Genomic DNA, 18,193 nt, shown 5'->3' with positions numbered 1-18,193 from the left:
CATAAAGCCTAAAAAGCAGGCAACAAAATTTCTACGTAAACTTTGTAATCACTATGGGCTATTTACAGAACTGTTCACTTTTAAAATTATATTTTTTGTAAAAAATATTCAGGAGTCTATACCGTTTGGTGATTAATTGAGAATTAGCGAAATCTATTTATTAAAAAGAATGATAACCATCGTATCAATCAAAACTCAAGAGACCATCCCCCCACGAACTAATGGGAAAAATGAAAGAAGTGATACGAACTTTTAATCCAGATGTGGCATAATCAACCAATATTAAGCGATTTATTCACCTTTATAATACTATTAAACTGATTCTCGCCAAAAAAGTGGACAGAAGTCTCATTTATTAAAAATTATTTAACTGCCTATCCTATAATCAAGGTGTGTCAATTAATTGGTGTCAGTACATCGGGTTATTTAGCCTAGCTAAAAAGACCCAACAAATCCATTAAACTCAGCGAGTATATCAAAAAGTAGTATTGGTACCATAAGGCACGTTTGGGTGTACCAAGCCTGCTTCATGATGTTAGAGATGCAAGCTATCCAGTTTCAGAAAGAACAGTTAGCCGTGTTTTGCAACAATGGGGATTACGCAGTTTAAAATTGCATAGTAAAGTAGCACGTAAATTCAAGCATAACATAGATACTGATATCCATCATCATATCGCACCCCAATACGTTAGATAGGCAATTTAACCCTGATAAGCCCAACATCATATGGGTAATCGATATTACTTACTGGGTTATATCTGTCGGTGATTATCGATTATAATCGTATCCGTCGTCATTCAGCCAACGGCTGGATATCGCCTGAACAATATGAACAACAATATTATCAAAACAATAAAATGATAGAGGCGAGCACTGTCTAATATTTTGGCGAAGATCAAACTCATAAAGTGAGTTCGGGGGAAAACGCCTTATGAGTTTTTAGAGGATTATTTTTATCATGAGGTGTAAACAACTCGGCGTTTTCCTACAGCTAACCATATATATTAAATTTGAATTTTTTTGAACGAATTTAACTTACTAATACTTAGAGGATAATGAAATGGTCTTCAAGACTTATGATTGTTGTGTTTAAAAGAATGTTACTGTTTATTGATTTGGTGCCGTGGGCGGGACTTGAACCCGCATGCTCTTAGAGCACTACCCCCTCAAGATAGCGTGTCTACCAATTTCACCACCACGGCGCCGTTGTTATTCAGGTATATCTGAAGTTGAATTTTGCTGTACAGGTTGAGTAATTGGAGCTGTAGTAGGTGCGGTATTACCTTCATTCAGCTGTGTTGTTACTGGTACAGTATCTTCAATATTCTCAAATTCGCTAGATGAAGCTATTCGTGGTTTGCTACCTAAATTTGAAAGTAAAATGCTTATTACAAAAAACAGAATACCTAATAAAGTGGTAGCGCGAGTTAAAAAATTCCCACTACCTGAAGAGCCAAATAAAGTTGCGGATGCACCAGCGCCAAATGATGAACCCATGTCAGCCCCTTTACCTCGTTGTATTAAAACTAACGCAACTATTATAACCGCGATAATTAAATAGCTTATAATTAAAAATTCGTACATTTCAACCTGTCAATTTATATGTTATACAACAGAATTTATTGATGCGAGATATTAGCGAAAGACAGTCCAACAAGCAAGTAAAATTTAAGATATGATTGATATATTTTAAGCATTTATACTTTTCAGGTAGTAAAAATACTTATTTTATCTGTAGATGATGTATTATTGTGTATTCACTAATTTTATATCAAGCAATAAATTAAAACAGTCATTAGATATATTTATCATAATCAATTGTGAGTTTTTGAGTAAAACAAGTATAATGATGCATTTTTATAATAGTTCGCATTGATTTTATGAAATTTATTGTTAAGCTCTTTCCCGAAATTACCATCAAAAGTGATTCTGTTCGTTTACGATTTATTAAAATACTAACAAGTAACATTCGTAATATTTTAAAGCATCATATTGAAGATGTTGCAGTTATTCGTCATTGGGATTTTATTGAAGTTCGTACAAAAGTTGAAAATAGTGAAGCTAAGATACTTGAGTTATTAACGCGGATCCCCGGTATACATCATATTTTAGCCGTTGATGAAATCACTTTTGTTGATATGCATGATATTTTTGAAAAAGCATTGGATTATTATGCTCCATTAATTGAAAACAAAACGTTTTGTGTACGCGTGAAGCGTCGAGGTAAACATGAATTTACTTCAATTGATGTTGAACGTTATGTTGGTGGTGGGCTTAATCAACATGTGTCTTCGGCTAAGGTTAAATTAACTCATCCAGAAATCACCGTTCATCTTGAAATCGACAAAGAAAAGTTACTGCTGGTAAAAGGTCGACATGCTGGCATTGGCGGTTTTCCAACTGGTACACAAGAAGATGTTCTTTCGCTTATATCGGGTGGTTTTGATTCTGGTGTATCAAGTTATATGCTAATGCGACGCGGAAGCCGAGTGCATTATTGTTTCTTTAATCTTGGCGGAAAAACTCACGAAATTGGCGTTAAACATATGGCTCATTACCTATGGGAACGTTTTGGTAGTTCGCATAAAGTGCGTTTCATTGCTATTGATTTTTCAGATGTTGTTGGTGAAATTCTTGAAAAAATTGATGATGGGCAAATGGGAGTTATTCTAAAACGGATGATGATTCGTGCGGCATCAAAAATTGCGCAACGCTATAAAGTGGAAGCTCTTGTTACTGGAGAAGCATTGGGGCAAGTATCAAGCCAAACACTTACCAATTTACGTTTAATTGATAATGCCAGTGATACATTAGTTTTACGTCCTTTAATCACACATGACAAAGAAACCATTATCAATATTGCGCGTCAAATTGGTACTGAAGATATAGCTAAAACAATGCCAGAATTTTGTGGCGTAATATCTAAAAGCCCAACGGTTAAAGCCGTGAAAGAAAAAATTGAAGCAGAGGAAATGAATTTTAATTTCACGATTTTGGATAAAGCAGTTGCCGAGGCTGAAAATATTGATATTCGTGAGATAGCAAAACAAACTGATACAAAAATTGCTCATGTTGAAACTGTCACAACTCTAAGTGCCGAGCACATAGTTATTGATATTCGTTCTTCAGAAGAGCAGGAAGATAACCCACTTATATTGAGCGATATTGAAGTTAAGCATATTCCATTTTATAAGTTAGCAACGCAATTTGGGCGTTTGGAACAATCAAAGCAATATTTGCTATATTGTGATCGTGGCGTAATGAGTAAGTTACAAGCGCTTTATTTAATTGACCAAGGTTTTAGTAACGTAAAAATATTTTCTATATAAAACTTAACAATAATTTACTATATTATTAGTAAATTTTACATATAATGAGTTTTTTAGGATAAAAACTATATTTGTTATTGAAATAATATCAAGAGTGAATTAGATAAAGAGGATTGCAATGAGCAGCAAATTACTTGTAGTGGATGATGATCAGGAAATTACCTTATTATTACGAGAGCTGCTTGAGTTAGAAGGGTATCAAGTTGAAATAGCAAATAATGGAATTCAGGCTTTAGACAAATTTGATAAAACAATAGATCTCATTTTACTTGATATTATGATGCCTGAGATGAATGGATTTAGATTATTATCTCAGCTTAGAGGTAAATTTACTGTACCTGTTATTCTTTTAACAGCCAAAGATGATGAATATGATAAAGTGATTGGACTTGAACTCGGTGCTGATGATTACATTATAAAACCATTTAATGATAGAGAGCTTATTGCCCGAATTAATGCACTTTTACGTAGAACCTATTGGGATAATATAGCTAACTATGGATTTGAAAAACCAATTCAATATACAGTTGATAAACTCAATGTAAATCGAAAACAACAATCTGTTTTTTTTGATAATAAGTATATTGACTTAACAGGTACTGAGTTTCAAGTGTTGCTTACATTTCTTGAAAATGCAGGCAAAATAATTACACGTGAAACACTAAGTGAATCTGTTTTAGGTAAAGAATTTATTCCACTTGCTCGATCGATTGATGTACATGTATCTAATTTACGCAAAAAACTTCCTCCTAGGAGTGATGGTTTACCTTGGATTAAAACATTACGTTCAAAAGGTTACTTATTTGTTATTGATCAAAATAACAATTTGTTACACGAATAACATTATAATGAAAAATCAGATAACATAATATGTGGTTTTTTGACAAGCTAACAATCAGAATTTTCACAATATTTTTATTGACTATAGCTTTTTTCCTAATGTTAATAATGGTTTTGCCGAGTCTTGACTCTCGAAATTTAACCTATTTAGCAAACAAAGATAAACAAGCTGGTAATATGCTTGCACATCAGATTGAAAATGATCTTATTAATGTACCAAAAGATAGTTTTCGGTGGTGGATGCGTTTTATTGTTGTTATGGATAGTCATCAAAAACCAGGTCAATTTTTATTTATTGTTACTCCTAATGGGCAAATCATTACAGCTGAAACAAAAAATATTGCTTTAATCAAAAACTTTAGTGAAAAATCCCATGATGTCAAAGATCCTGCAAAAAAAATCTATGATTCTCAAGAAATTATAGGACCTTTTCTCATTCATTATGCTAATGCTGAATATCAATTATATATCCTACAACAAACTACAGATATTCAATCTCAATTAGTCAACTTTATATTTGATCATCCTTTTTTACTATTAACTTTGACCATGCTGGCAAGTTCTCCTTTTTTACTATGGTTATCTTGGAGTATTGCAAAACCAGCTCGCGGACTAAAAAAAGCAGCTGATCAGGTCGCAAAAGGAAATTTACAAGAGTGGCCTGAGCTAGAACAAATAGGATCGTCTGAATATAAAGCAACGGGGGCTAGTTTTAACCATATGCTAAGAGAGCTTAAACGAATGCAAAAAGTACAGCAGCGTTTGTTTTCAGATATTTCTCATGAATTACGCACTCCTTTGACTCGTTTGCAGCTTGCTACATCACTATTGCGGCGCAAACAAGGAGAAAGCAGTGAAGTTATACGTATTAATAATGAAGCGATGAAATTAGATTCTATGATTGGTGACTTATTGTCATTGGCAAGGCAACAATATGACAATAATGAAATTCGTGAGGCTAATAAAATTAATATTCTATTTAAACAGGTGCTTGATAATGCCACTTTTGAAGCAGAACAAATAGGTAAAACGTTGGTCGTTACAAATTTTCCAACTAACCATACTATATTATGCTATCCAATTGCTTTGTGTAGCGCACTTGAAAACGTTATACGCAACGCATTTCGCTATTCAAATAAACAGATCGATATTAATTTTGTAGCACAACAACAAAAGCTAACAATTACAATTGATGATGATGGTCCAGGAGTTGCTGAAAGTGAACTAGAACAAATTTTTAGACCTTTTTATCGTACAAGCGAAGCTCGAGATCGTGAATCTGGCGGAACTGGATTAGGGCTCGCTATTGTAGCTAATGCCATCATACGCGATCACGGTACTGTAAAAGCAGAAAAAAGTCATCTTGGTGGACTTAGAATTGTGATAATATTGCCAATTCATAAACATCAATAAATAATAAATGAGAAAAGTTGTGTCAAATTCAGCCTTAAACATCGTTTTATTTGAACCCGAAATTCCTGCTAATACAGGAAATATTATCCGCCTTTGTGCTAACACTGGTTTCAATTTACATATTATTGAACCAATGGGCTTTTTCTGGGATAACAAAAAATTAAGACGAGCAGGGCTTGATTATCAAGAATTTGTTGATGTAAAACGTTATAAAAATCTCAACCATTTTCTAGATGCCAATCAAATTGACCTGTTAACCCAAGTTTATGCTTTAACCACAAAAGGGCAAAAGCCGCATAGTGAAGTCAATTACCAGCAAAATGACTTCTTAATGTTTGGACCAGAAACCCGTGGCTTACCTAAAACCATACTTGATGCATTACCTCAAGATAAAAAAATTCGCATTCCTATGCTAGCTACTAGTCGTAGTATAAATTTATCTAATTCTGTAGCCGTTGTTGTTTATGAGTCATGGCGTCAGTTAAATTATGTGGGGGCAAAATAAAATTTAATTTTATTCAGTTATACCTGCGGTACTAAGTATTCTCTATTTATAGTGATCACCAGCAAGCTAAATCTGGATTAAATTACAAAAAATTTTATTGATTATAATCTATTTTGGTAAAAATTGATCTGCCGCATAATCAAAATAGAGTCTTTGCGCGACTTTGGTTTGTAACAAAAAGTTTTTCATTATATTTAATCCGCCTTTAGTTTGATAAATTGCTGACAGTTTGTTTTGCCCCATATTCCATTAAAGAAAGGTAATGTATTGTTACCTTTTCTTTAAATAATGCATTGTTCGGCAAATCTAAACCAAAGACAGCCTCTAGACGTAATAGAGCATTCACTCGTTCAACGCCATCGTTGCTCGTTTTAACAATAGTTTGTAGTTGCTCACTCATTGGATCTCGTAAATCTATTGGCTGGTTATTATCATCGATGCCGCCAATATAGCGCATCCAACTCGCAACCCCTAAAGCTAGCAATGAAAAATCTGAACCATTTTTGATATGCCAACGGATTGAATCGAGCATTCTTTGAGGCAATTTTTGAGTACCATCCATCGCAATCTGCCATGTTTTATGTTTTAATGATGGATTACTAAAACGTTCGATAAGTTTGTTTGCATATTGTTGCAAATTAACATGACTAGGGACGTGAAGTGTTGGTGCTTGTTGTTGTATCATCAATGTTAAAGTTGCTTTTTTATAATTAACATCATTCATGCAATCATTAATGTGCTCGTAACCGGCCAAATAGCCTAGGTAGGCTAAAAAAGAATGGCTACCGTTTAGCATACGAAGTTTCATTTCTTCATATGGAACAACATTATCCACAAATTCAGCACCGACTTCATTCCAATTAGGGCGGTTAGTGACAAAATTATCTTCTATAACCCACTGAATAAAAGGTTCACAAGCAATACCACATGGATCAAACATACCGCCTAATGTATCTTCTATTTCAGTTAATGTTTCGGATGTTGCGGCAGGGACAATACGGTCAACCATAGTGCATGGGAATGTTGTATTAGACTCAATCCAATTTGCTAATTGTGGATCTCGAGCGTTAGCTAATCCTAATATTGCTTTTTTTAAGACCAATCCATTTTCAGGAATATTATCGCATGATAAAGCAGTAAAGGATTTTAACCCTCGTTGCATTCTTCTATAAAGCGCCTCAACAATAACACCTGGGGCAGACATAGGCTTTGTTGGATTTGCTAAGTCAGTTTTAATTAATGCATTATTCAAATCTAATCCAGCTCCACTAGGTAACATGCAATATCCTTTTTCTGTTACTGTTAATGAAACAATTTCAATTACTGGATCCGTCATCTTTTCTAAAATTGCATCTATGCCATCTGTTGGTGTTAATAATGATTCTTTTACGCTACCAATAATAAATGCTTCTTTTGATGTTGCACCTTTTTCTAACACAGTATACAAATGGTCTTGTTTACGAATTTCATTAATTAATTCTTCACCACCAACAATATTAACTTCACAAATACCCCAGTCACAGCTTCCCTTGTTAAGTAAACGATCGGTCAATAACGCTTGATGAGCACGGTGAAAAGCACCGAATCCCAAATGAACAATTCGTGAGGTTATTTTTTGCCGATCATATAAAGGTCTATGTTGGATTGATTTAGGAAGATTTAATAAATTTAACATTTTATTCACCGTGATTATCTGTTTAATTACTTTATTGGTTAGACATGTTTTCATTTGTTGGCAAACATTTCATCCCAATTTTTTCTTTTTTGCGATATAAATCACATTTTTTGGTTTATTTTATATATGATGTTCAAAAAAAATCTATAATACGAAACTATATTGGCATGCCAATTATGAAATTAAATCAATTTATCCCATAATTGACTTATAGTACTTGTAATAATTAGCGTATAATTACTCAAATTAGACCGAAATTAGAATAAGGATTATAAATAATGCTAACAATTAATCGGCTATATCAAGAAATTGGTAATGAACTTAAATCACTATTAAAAGGTGGTACCTATAAAATTGGTGACCGATTACCGCCAGAAAGAGATATTGCAGAGGCATTTAATGTAAGTAGAACCGTAGTAAGAGAAGCGTTAATTATGCTAGAATTAGAAAATCTAGTCACTGTCAAAAAAGGTTCTGGTGTATATATAATTGGTTTACCAAATGAAATATTATCAGAAACAGATAAAAAAATTGAAGAAGATGATTTTGGCCCTTTTGAACTATTACAAGCTAGACAATTAATTGAAAGTAATATTGCCGCTTTTGCCGCTTCGCAAATTGTAAAATCAGATATTATTGAGTTAAAAGCTATTTTAGAAAAAGAACGACAAATTTTAGAACAAGATATTTTAGATGATTATAGTGCAGATGAAATGTTTCATATTGCAATAGCAAGAGCGACCAAGAATTCAATACTTGAAAGTCTGTTAAATGATTTGTGGCAAAAACGTACTGCTAGCAAAATGTGGGGTCAACTACACAGCCGAATTACTGATTATAGTTATCGAAAAAAATGGCTTTATGATCATGAAAAAATTTTACAAGCGTTACAGGTAAAAGATGCAATGGCCGCACGTCATGCTATGTGGCAACATTTAGAAAATGTTAAACAAACATTAATGGCAGTTTCGGATAGCGAAGATCCAAATTTTGATGGTTATTTATTTGACTCAATTCCGGTTAACATTGTTAATCAATAGATAATAATCAGCATTGTTTATAGATCTTTATTATTTTAGAAAAACAAAATGAAATCGTGAAGGAAATTTATATGGAACAAACGATGCGTTGGTTTGGACCAAATGACCCAGTATCATTAGATGATATTAAACAAGCTGGAGCAACTGGAATTGTTACAGCTTTACACCATATTCCCAATGGAGAAGTTTGGACTATTGAAGAAATTCAAAAACGAAAAAATATTATTGAAGAAAAAGGATTAACATGGTCTGTTGTAGAAAGTATTCCTGTCCATGAAGAAATAAAAAACCATACAGGAAACGTTTTGCAGCATATTGAAAATTACAAACAGTCTATTAGAAATTTAGCAGCTTGTGGCATTGATACTGTTTGTTACAATTTTATGCCAGTTTTAGATTGGACTCGTACTGATCTAGCTTATGAGTTGCCTGATGGTTCAAAAGCATTACGTTTTGACCAAACAGCGTTTGCAGCATTTGATATCTTTATATTACAAAGACCCAATGCAGAAAAAGATTACTCAAAAGAGGATATAGCTTCAGCTAAATCTTATTTTGAAAAAATGACACAATCAGACAAAGATAAGCTTATCGCTAACATTATCGCTGGCTTACCTGGTGCAGAAGAAGGTTATTCTCTTGATCAATTTAGGGCACACCTTGCAACCTATGATGGTATTGATAAAAACAAATTACGTGAAAATTATGCCTATTTTTTAAAAGCTATTGTACCTGTTGCAGAAGAAGTTGGTGTGGTATTAACAGTACATCCTGATGATCCTCCTCGACCTATCTTGGGTTTACCTCGTATAGTTTCAACTATCGAAGATATGCAATGGATTAAAGATACAGTTGACAGTATTCATAATGGCTTTTGTTTCTGTACAGGATCTTATGGCGTTCGTAACGATAATGATTTGGCAACAATGGCTGAAAAATTTGCTGATCGTGTTCATTTCATTCACTTACGGGCAACAGTTCGAGAAGAAAATCCATTATCTTTTCATGAAGGCGATCATTTAGCTGGTGATGTTGACATGTATGCCGTGATAAAGGCGCTCATTACAGAAGAACAGAGACGTAAAAAAGCAGGAATCAAACGCTCAATCCCTGTTCGTCCAGATCATGGACATCAAATGTTGGACGATCTGAAGAAAAAGACAAATCCAGGTTATTCCGCTATAGGTCGCTTACGAGGTTTAGCCGAAATTCGTGGTGTTGAGTATGCTATTTTTCGAACTTTTTTTAACTAATTGAAATAAATTAATCAATTATAATTAATTAGTCAAAATTCTAATGCCCTTTTAAGGGCATTTTTTTGATATAAAATAATTTTTTAATATATTGATAAACAGTTTATCGTAATACAGAAAATGCTATTAATGTGTAATAATTTTGACATTACATTCTTCTAAGCGCTATATTGAATGTGATCTTTTCTACATCTATATCGTTAAGCAGTTTTTTTAAAGCAGTTTAAATTTAAAGGAGATGTAATATGAACATTTTAAATAACATTTTTTCCAAAGTATTTCCAAGTGCTCAAGCAACAGTAGATAATGCAGTTGATGCTGTGAAGGATAAAGTTGAAAATATCACCGCATCTGTTAAAAATACAGTATCGAGTGGTTCAGAGAAAGTCCAAGATAAAGTAGAGCAAAGCGCATCCGCAACTAATGTTGATGTTTCCTCTATTCTCGATAATTTAGCTAAAAAGCATCCTGAAACGCTTAATTGGAAAACATCTATCGTTGATCTATTGAAATTATTAGGTATAGATAGCAGTTTAGATGCACGAAAAAATCTAGCGAAAGAACTGAATTATCCAGGCAATACTGATGATACCACAGCAATGAATACATGGTTAATTAAAGAAGTAATGAAAAAAATTGCTGAAAAAGGTGGTAATGTAACCCATCTTTTCTCTTAAAAGAGAATATTAAGACAATTAAATCCGCCTAATATTTTAGGTGGATTTTTTTTATTAAAGTGGATATTTATTGATTTTTACGTTATTGAAACATTCAATAATTTAACTAAGCTTTAAAAGCATGTAACTTGTTCATAGCAACGTCTATCCCATCAGACAATAAGATATCTGTACAACGCAAAGATTCGTCAATAGCTTTATCAATTAATTCCTGTTCAGGTTTAGATGGCTTATTTAGAACATAACCAACAACTTTATTTTTATCGCCAGGATGTCCAATACCAATTCTTAACCGATAAAAATTTAAATTATTTCCCAAGTTACTAGCAATATCTTTTAGCCCATTATGCCCACCATGACTACCACCAAACTTAAGTTTAGCTATTCCGGGATTTAAGTCGAGTTCATCATGTGCAACTAAGATCTCTTCTGGCTTTATTTGGTAAAATGTCGCCATAGCTTGAACAGCTTTACCACTTAAATTCATGAAAGTAGTTGGAACTAATAAACGTACATCATGACCTGAAATGTTGATTCGTGATGTGTAACCAAAAAATTTTTGTTCATTTTTTAATGATTTATTATAACGTTCAGCCAATTGCTCAACAAACCACGCACCTGCATTGTGCCTTGTTGTTGCATATTCATTTCCGGGATTGGCGAGTCCTACAATCAGTTTTATCTTTGTCATAATATTTTTATTGTCACTAGATTTTATCGATAAAAATGCCCCAAAAAAGGGGCATTATACCAATGATAAAATAGGTTATTGATGGAACATTGCTGAAATTGATTCTTCGTTACTAATTCGACGAATTGCTTCAGCAAGCATACCTGATAATGTTAATTGGCGAACATTTTTCAATGCTTTTACTTCAGCCGTTAATGGAATTGTGTCACAAACAACAATTTCATCAATAGCACAGTTTTTAATGTTACTTACTGCTTTACCTGAAAATATCGGGTGGGTAGCATAAGCAAATACTCTTTTGGCACCTCGCGCTTTTAAAGCATCAGCTGCTTTACAAAGTGTTCCTGCAGTATCAATCATATCATCAACTAAGATACAATCTCTATCAGCAACATCGCCAATAATATTCATCACTTCTGCTTCATTGGCACGTTGACGACGTTTATCAATAATTGCCATATCAGTATCATTAAGTAGTTTAGCTATCGCACGAGCACGCACCACTCCGCCAATATCAGGGGAAACAACAATTGGGCGATCAAACTCACGTTGTAGCATATCTTCTAAAATAACAGGGCTACCAAATACATTATCAACAGGCACATCAAAGAAGCCTTGAATTTGTTCGGCATGAAGATCAACGGTTAATACCCTATCGACACCAACAGTTGATAGAAAATCAGCAACAACTTTAGCAGTGATAGGTACACGAGCCGAACGAACTCGACGATCTTGCCTTGCATAACCAAAATAAGGAATAACAGCAGTAATACGACCAGCAGATGCTCGGCGCATTGCATCGATCATAACTAATAATTCCATTAAATTGTCATTGGTAGGAGCACAAGTTGATTGAATAATAAAAACATCTTCACCACGGACATTTTCATTGATTTGGACATTAACTTCACCATCACTAAAACGGCTTACCACAATGTCACCAAGAGAAGTATAAAGACGATTAGCTATACGCTTTGCTAGTTCAGGTGTGGCATTACCAGCAAAAAGCTTCATATCAGGCACGAGAAATCCTCAAGCATGTATTCATGATTACTTTATTCGTAATCGGTTAATTTGGGGCTATAATTATATAATCATTTATCGATTATGCTCAACTACAATATAAAAATATATTGAAAATATTTGATATATTTTTATAAATCATTAAATAAAACAATTTGGCCATAAGATGCTTTTGCTGTGAACTCAAAATCGAGTAAACTAACTAACAAGCCATTCTTTGGCTTTAATAAATTCCACAACAAAAGTAGATAACGTGATGAACGAACAATTAAACTCAGATAACGAAAATATCAAATCTAAAAGAACCATTCGTAGTTTTGTTTTGCGGCAAGGTCGTTTAACAAAAGGTCAAGAACAGGCATTAATAAGTTTATGGCCGGTATTTGGTATTGAATATGATGTAAATTCACCAATGGTTTTTGACTCTAATAAACCGACTGTTCTTGAAATTGGATTTGGTATGGGTGCTTCGTTAATTGAAATGGCTAAAAATGCACCTAATAAGAATTTTTTAGGAATAGAAGTACACAAACCCGGTGTTGGTGCTTGTTTGATGGCAATTGAAGAAAATCAATTATCAAACTTAAAAGTGATGTGTCACGATGCTGTTGAAGTATTAGAAAATATGATCCCTAATCATACATTAGACAAAGTACAAATTTTTTTCCCTGATCCTTGGCATAAAGCAAGACATAACAAGCGCCGCATTATTCAACCCCAATTTGTACAGTTAATTCGACAAAAATTAAAATTAGGTGGAATTTTGCACCTAGCTACCGATTGGCAACATTATGCAGAACATATGTTAGAGGTTTTAACCCAAGCTGAAGGTTTTGAAAATTTATCACCAAGCGATGACTATATTCCGAGACCTGATGATAGACCAATTACTAAATTTGAAAAACGAGGTCAAAATTTAGGTCATGGCGTTTGGGATCTTCAATTTGTAAACAAATAATTATGCTAAGGAGCCACTATGCAAAATCAAACTATCGATCTACTTTGTCGACACCGCTCTATTCGTGCTTATAAAACAACTAGTTTAACTCAAGAACAAATAACGTCTATAGTTCGATCAGCACAGTCGGCTTCTAGTTCTAACTTTATTCAATGTTCGACAATTATTCGTATTACAGATCCTAAAAAACGCGAAAAACTAGCTCATTATGCTAGTGATCAAAAATATATTAACCAACCCCCTGAATTTTGGGTATTTTGCGCCGATTTTAATCGTCATTTTCAAATAGATCCAACACTTAATCTTGGCAAAGCAGAGCAGTTATTATTGGGCTGTGTTGATACAGCAATTATGGCTCAAAATGCAGTAATAGCGGCTGAATCCTTAGGACTTGGTGCTGTGTATATTGGTGGACTGCGAAATGATCTTGATAAAGTAACCCAATTACTTGAGTTACCAAAATATGTTCTTCCTCTTTTTGGGCTTTGCCTTGGTTACCCCGATCATAATCCAGAAATAAAACCGAGGTTACCTAAAGAGCTTCTCTTTTTTGAAAACCAATATCAACCACTTGATCATGCAACTTTAGCAAAATATGATACCCAAATAGGTGATTACTATCAAAACCGTAGTACTAATCAAAAAACCGGTGGTTGGAGTGATAAAATTGCAAATACAATAAATAATGAACAACGTGATTTTATTTTAGATTATTTACATAAACAAGGATGGATCACAAAATGAAAAATAACCATTACCAATTAGATAAAGTCGTTATACTTAGCCGTCATGGTATTCGTACGCCATTGCAAAATACTTTGCAGTTTTTAGAAAAAGTTACTCCCTTTAAATGGCCTAAATGGGATCATCCATATGGTTATTTGACCACTCGTGGTGGAATATTAGAAGTTTATTTTGGCAGCTATTTATCGACTTGGCTTGAAAAACACAATATAAAATTATCAAAACATGATACTGAATTATTCGTGTATTCTAATAGTCTGCAAAGAACTGTCGCGACCGCTCAATTTATGACAGCTGGTGCCTTTGCTGGGTATGATATTCCTATTCATCATAAATATGCCATTGAAAAAATGGATCCGATTTTCGATCCTAGCTTGCAAGACGATTCAACTGAGTTTAAAAATGCGGTATTGCGTGATATTGAAGAAGCTGACAAAGCAGCTAATATTTTTAAAAGCCTAGCACCAGCTTATGAAACCCTTTCCGATATTTTGGATTATAAGCATTCAAAATTATATGCTGAATATAAATGCGATTTAGCCGATATTCCATCCGAACTTTATTTTAAAAAACATGAAGAACCAGCACTCCTCGGACCACTTGCGATAGGTATTTCAGCTGTTGATGCATTCTTATTGCAATACTATTCAGCCTTTCCAAAAGAACAAATTGCATGGGGTAGACTGACTAGCCAAGAGCAGTGGCAACAAATTAGCGCAATTCGTAATCAATATATAAATTTAGTTTGCCATTCTAAGACGCTTGCCAAACACTCAGCTGCACTTATTATCAACATGATAAACGATCTTATGCTAAGAGATAGTAAAGTCAATTTACTTGTTGGTCACGATAGTACCATCGCTTCATTACTGGGTGCATTAGACTTTAAAGACTACCAACTACCAAATCAATTTGAAATAACCCCAATTGGTGGAAAAGTAGCTTTACAGCGTTTTCGTCACCTATCTACAGGCGAATACTTTTTTAAAGCCGAATATATTTATCAAAGTTTTGAACAACTCCATAACGGGCTAGCACTTGATGACAATAATTTACCACAACATTATCAACTTCATTTGGAAAATGCTTCTGTTAATAATGATGGTTATTATTATTGGTCAGATTTTGAGGAACGAATAAAATCAATTAAAACTAGTTAATTAATCATTAGATTATCTAATTTTTCCTATCTAACTGAGATTAAACAAGTTAATAATAAAAAGTTAAGCTAATTCTAATTAATAAAAAGTTCCTTGTAAAAAAGTTTCAGGTAGACATACGTTTCAGTATAAATGTTAATTGTTTAGCTTACTTAAATCATAGTCAATTACAATAGGCTAAATAAAGCACAAATAGTTATATGTAATCGATTTCAATTTTTAATTGCATTTTCTTTATTTAATTCTATTTTTATCTCAAGTAATTGCTTTTGAACTTTATTATTAATAAATAACTGATTATTAATCAGTACTTTTATTCATCATAAAACACAAAATTTATACTGAAACGTATATCTGCCTGAAACTTTTTAACAAAAATTAATTTAACATCAAATGTAATCGATTTCATAAAATGTTATCTAGATCACTTTTTCAAAATTATTTTAGTGCTATTATCGCCTCAACAAATAACTTACCTGTTCATATACATACAGAAGTTTTTTAAATGATTGAGCGATCATTTAAGACCTAACAAAGGAAGTTCATTATGAATCAAAAAATAAAGTCATCACTAAGTAATAAGAATTATTGGATATTCAGTCTCTACTTCTTTCTGTACTTTTTTATTATGGGAGCATACTGCCCTTTTTTCCCCGTTTGGCTAAAAATGAACGGACTTGATGAGGCAAATACTGGGTACGTTTTTTCATTTATTTCACTATTTGCACTTTTTTTTCAACCCTTGTTTGGGTTAATTTCTGATAAACTAGGATTAAAAAAACATCTTCTTTGGGTTATCACACTTCTTCTTGTACTATTTGGTCCATTTTTTATCTTCGTTTTAGGGCCATTACTTAAATTAAATGTCACCTTGGGCGCAATTGTTGGTGGATTTTATCTTGGTATGGTATTTAGTGGGGGGGCACCAGCTATTGAAGCACTTGTCGAAAAAATAAGTCGACGTAGTGGTTTTGAATTTGGTCGATGTCGCATGTTTGGCTGTTTTGGTTGGGCTATATGTGCTTCGTTTGTTGGAATTATGATTTCTAAAGATGTCAATGCCGTTTTTTGGTTATGTTCTGGATTTGCATTGATTCTTTTAGTTTTAGTTAAAATCGCCGATCCTGCAAGAACCACGACGACTGAAGTCGTTGAGCAGATGGGATTAAATAAACCAAAACCATTCAATCTAAAACTTGCCCTTGATTTACTTAGTATGCGTAAAACATGGTTCTTCATGCTTTACATAGTTGGGGTTGCTTGTACTTATGATGTATTTGATCAACAGTTTGCAAACTTTTTTACATCATTTTTTGTTAACGAACAAGTGGGTCGTGAAGCTTTTGGTTATGTAACAACACTTGGTGAATTTTTAAATGCCACTGTGATGTTTTTTGCTCCTCTGATTGTAATGAAAATAGGCAGTAAAAATACATTACTTATTGCTGGTGCTATCATGTCTATTCGTATTACAGGTTCAGCATTTGCCAGTACAGCAGTTGAAGTGGTGATATTAAAAACGCTACATATGTTCGAAGCACCTTTATTACTTGTCGGTGCATTTAAATATATTACTAAACACTTCTCTATTCACTTATCAGCAACTGTTTACTTAATTGCATTTTGTTTTGCAAAACAATTATCTATCATGTTTATGTCCACTTTTGCAGGGTTAATGTATGTTAAAATAGGTTTTGAAGGAGCATATTTAATCCTTGGCTTAATCGCATTGAGTTTTACGCTTATTTCATCCTTTACATTATCAGGGAGTGGGCCATGGGATCTGTGGAAACATAACAACAGTAAAGGGTCTGAAGATTAGCAGACACTCATTGTAACTATTATTGAACTAGATGAAGGTTTTATTATGAAAATATTAGTAACTGGTGGTTGTGGATATATAGGAAGTCACACATGTGTTCAACTAATTAAATTTGGCTACACACCAATTATTATTGATAATTTGTTTAACAGTAAAGCATCAGTACTAGATAGAATACAAAAAATTACTGGGCAATCCGTCATTTTTTATCAAGGCGATGTATGCGATGAAAAACTATTAACTAAGATTTTTTCAGAGCATGACATTAAAGCGGTGATCCATTTTGCTGGTTTAAAAGCAGTCGGTGAATCAGTTCACAAACCGCTAGAATATTATGAAAACAATGTCTACGGCAGTATCGTACTGATGAAAGCAATGCGAGCTGCAGGTGTTAAACAGTTAGTATTTAGTTCGTCGGCCACTGTCTATGGCGAATTAGCCCCTGTTCCTTATGTTGAAACATTACCACAAGGTTTACCTACCAGTCCGTATGGAAAAAGTAAATTAATGGTTGAGCAATGTATTATGGACTTAGCCGTTGCTGAGCCCGATTGGTCACTAACTTTACTACGTTATTTTAATCCTGTTGGAGCCCATCCAAGTGGATTAATGGGCGAAGACCCACTTGGTGTTCCTAATAATCTTATGCCTTATATTACCCAAGTTGCTGTAGGCAAAAGAGAGTCATTAGCTGTTTTTGGTAATGATTATCCAACAGTAGATGGAACTTGCGTTCGTGATTTTATACATGTTGTTGATTTGGCGGATGGGCATATCGCTGCACTCAAAACCGATCAAAACAAAGCTGGTGTGCATATTTACAATTTAGGCTCAGGTGTTGGTTATAGCGTATTACAAGTTATTAAAGCTTTTGAAAAAGCATCAGGAAAACCTCTTAATTGGCACTTTGCCCCGAGACGAGCAGGTGATTTACCAGCATTCTGGGCTGATGCTAATAAAGCTGAGCAAATATTAGGTTGGAAAACCAAACTCACGCTTGATGACATGGTAAAAGATTCATGGAATTGGCAATCAAATAACCCTCAAGGCTATCCTGATTAAT

Annotated in this window: 17 protein-coding genes and 1 tRNA gene; 13 read left to right on the top strand and 5 right to left on the bottom strand. The window is 33.7% G+C overall.

The annotated features are described in order from the left end of the window. Positions 1–507: 507 nt before the first annotated feature. Positions 508–696, top strand: coding sequence for a hypothetical protein (locus tag ACGH49_RS00715; protein WP_411587869.1), 189 nt, complete (start codon positions 508–510; stop codon positions 694–696). Positions 697–1,116: 420 nt separating this feature from the next. Here ACGH49_RS00715 and ACGH49_RS00710 read toward each other — a convergent pair. Next, positions 1,117–1,202, bottom strand: a tRNA-Leu gene (locus ACGH49_RS00710). A 7-nt stretch (positions 1,203–1,209) separates the two neighbouring features. Further along, on the bottom strand, positions 1,210–1,584 hold the full coding sequence (gene secG / locus ACGH49_RS00705; protein ID WP_411587868.1) for a preprotein translocase subunit SecG: 375 nt from the start codon (positions 1,582–1,584) through the stop codon (positions 1,210–1,212). 296 nt (positions 1,585–1,880) lie between these two features. Here secG and thiI point away from each other — a divergent pair, with 296 nt between their 5' ends. The 4 genes from thiI to trmL all read left to right on the top strand — a co-directional run bounded on the left by thiI (position 1,881) and on the right by trmL (position 6,087). After that, entirely contained in the window at positions 1,881–3,329 is a 1,449-nt protein-coding gene (gene thiI, locus ACGH49_RS00700; protein WP_411587867.1) for a tRNA uracil 4-sulfurtransferase ThiI, read from the top strand. A 118-nt stretch (positions 3,330–3,447) separates the two neighbouring features. After that, positions 3,448–4,170: a response regulator gene (locus ACGH49_RS00695; protein WP_411587865.1), complete on the top strand. Its 723-nt coding sequence runs from the start codon at positions 3,448–3,450 to the stop codon at positions 4,168–4,170. Positions 4,171–4,199: 29 nt separating this feature from the next. After that, entirely contained in the window at positions 4,200–5,582 is a 1,383-nt protein-coding gene (gene cpxA, locus ACGH49_RS00690) for an envelope stress sensor histidine kinase CpxA (protein WP_411587863.1), read from the top strand. Between the two features lie 19 nt (positions 5,583–5,601). Beyond that, entirely contained in the window at positions 5,602–6,087 is a 486-nt protein-coding gene (gene trmL, locus ACGH49_RS00685) for a tRNA (uridine(34)/cytosine(34)/5-carboxymethylaminomethyluridine(34)-2'-O)-methyltransferase TrmL (RefSeq protein ID WP_296207738.1), read from the top strand. Between the two features lie 205 nt (positions 6,088–6,292). Here trmL and ACGH49_RS00680 read toward each other — a convergent pair whose 3' ends face one another. Next, the gene (locus tag ACGH49_RS00680) at positions 6,293–7,762 is read right to left on the bottom strand and encodes a mannitol dehydrogenase family protein (protein ID WP_411587862.1); all 1,470 of its coding nucleotides are present in this window, start codon (positions 7,760–7,762) and stop codon (positions 6,293–6,295) included. A 278-nt stretch (positions 7,763–8,040) separates the two neighbouring features. Between ACGH49_RS00680 and ACGH49_RS00675 the strand changes: the two genes are divergently transcribed. From ACGH49_RS00675 to ACGH49_RS00665, 3 genes are all read left to right on the top strand, one after another. Then, a complete protein-coding gene (locus tag ACGH49_RS00675) occupies positions 8,041–8,802 on the top strand; it encodes a GntR family transcriptional regulator (protein ID WP_411587861.1) in 762 nt (253 codons plus the stop codon). Positions 8,803–8,873: 71 nt separating this feature from the next. Further along, positions 8,874–10,055: a mannonate dehydratase gene (gene uxuA / locus ACGH49_RS00670; RefSeq protein ID WP_411587860.1), complete on the top strand. Its 1,182-nt coding sequence runs from the start codon at positions 8,874–8,876 to the stop codon at positions 10,053–10,055. Positions 10,056–10,300: 245 nt separating this feature from the next. Next, entirely contained in the window at positions 10,301–10,732 is a 432-nt protein-coding gene (locus tag ACGH49_RS00665; protein ID WP_065608700.1) for a DUF3597 domain-containing protein, read from the top strand. Positions 10,733–10,838: 106 nt separating this feature from the next. Here ACGH49_RS00665 and pth read toward each other — a convergent pair whose 3' ends face one another. Together pth and ACGH49_RS00655 are read right to left on the bottom strand one after the other, a co-directional pair. After that, positions 10,839–11,423: an aminoacyl-tRNA hydrolase gene (pth, locus tag ACGH49_RS00660; protein WP_411587859.1), complete on the bottom strand. Its 585-nt coding sequence runs from the start codon at positions 11,421–11,423 to the stop codon at positions 10,839–10,841. A 75-nt stretch (positions 11,424–11,498) separates the two neighbouring features. Continuing rightward, positions 11,499–12,446 (bottom strand): ribose-phosphate pyrophosphokinase, encoded by a 948-nt coding sequence (locus ACGH49_RS00655; RefSeq protein ID WP_034915766.1) that lies wholly within the window; start codon positions 12,444–12,446, stop codon positions 11,499–11,501. A 253-nt stretch (positions 12,447–12,699) separates the two neighbouring features. Here ACGH49_RS00655 and trmB point away from each other — a divergent pair, with 253 nt between their 5' ends. The 5 genes from trmB (at position 12,700) to galE (ending at position 18,192) form a co-directional block, all read left to right on the top strand. Beyond that, positions 12,700–13,404 carry a tRNA (guanosine(46)-N7)-methyltransferase TrmB gene (gene trmB, locus ACGH49_RS00650; protein WP_065608698.1) on the top strand — a complete coding sequence of 235 codons (705 nt, stop codon included), beginning with the start codon at positions 12,700–12,702 and terminating at the stop codon, positions 13,402–13,404. Positions 13,405–13,422: 18 nt separating this feature from the next. Continuing rightward, positions 13,423–14,148, top strand: coding sequence for an oxygen-insensitive NADPH nitroreductase (gene nfsA / locus ACGH49_RS00645; protein ID WP_411587858.1), 726 nt, complete (start codon positions 13,423–13,425; stop codon positions 14,146–14,148). Beyond that, complete coding sequence (locus ACGH49_RS00640) at positions 14,145–15,308, top strand: histidine-type phosphatase (RefSeq protein WP_176701728.1); 1,164 nt, start codon at positions 14,145–14,147, stop codon at positions 15,306–15,308. The genes nfsA and ACGH49_RS00640 overlap by 4 nt, the downstream gene beginning before the upstream one ends. A 547-nt stretch (positions 15,309–15,855) precedes the next feature. Continuing rightward, a complete protein-coding gene (locus ACGH49_RS00635) occupies positions 15,856–17,130 on the top strand; it encodes an MFS transporter (RefSeq protein WP_411587856.1) in 1,275 nt (424 codons plus the stop codon). A gap of 45 nt (positions 17,131–17,175) precedes the next feature. Further along, positions 17,176–18,192 carry a UDP-glucose 4-epimerase GalE gene (gene galE, locus ACGH49_RS00630; RefSeq protein ID WP_411587854.1) on the top strand — a complete coding sequence of 339 codons (1,017 nt, stop codon included), beginning with the start codon at positions 17,176–17,178 and terminating at the stop codon, positions 18,190–18,192. Position 18,193: the final 1 nt, after the last annotated feature.

It is taken from the genome of Gilliamella sp. BG7 (genome assembly GCF_046635565.1).
Classification (GTDB): Bacteria; Pseudomonadota; Gammaproteobacteria; order Enterobacterales; family Orbaceae; genus Gilliamella; species Gilliamella apicola_P.
Note: the sequence above shows the minus strand (reverse complement) of the source record. Positions and strands in the feature narration are given on the sequence as shown.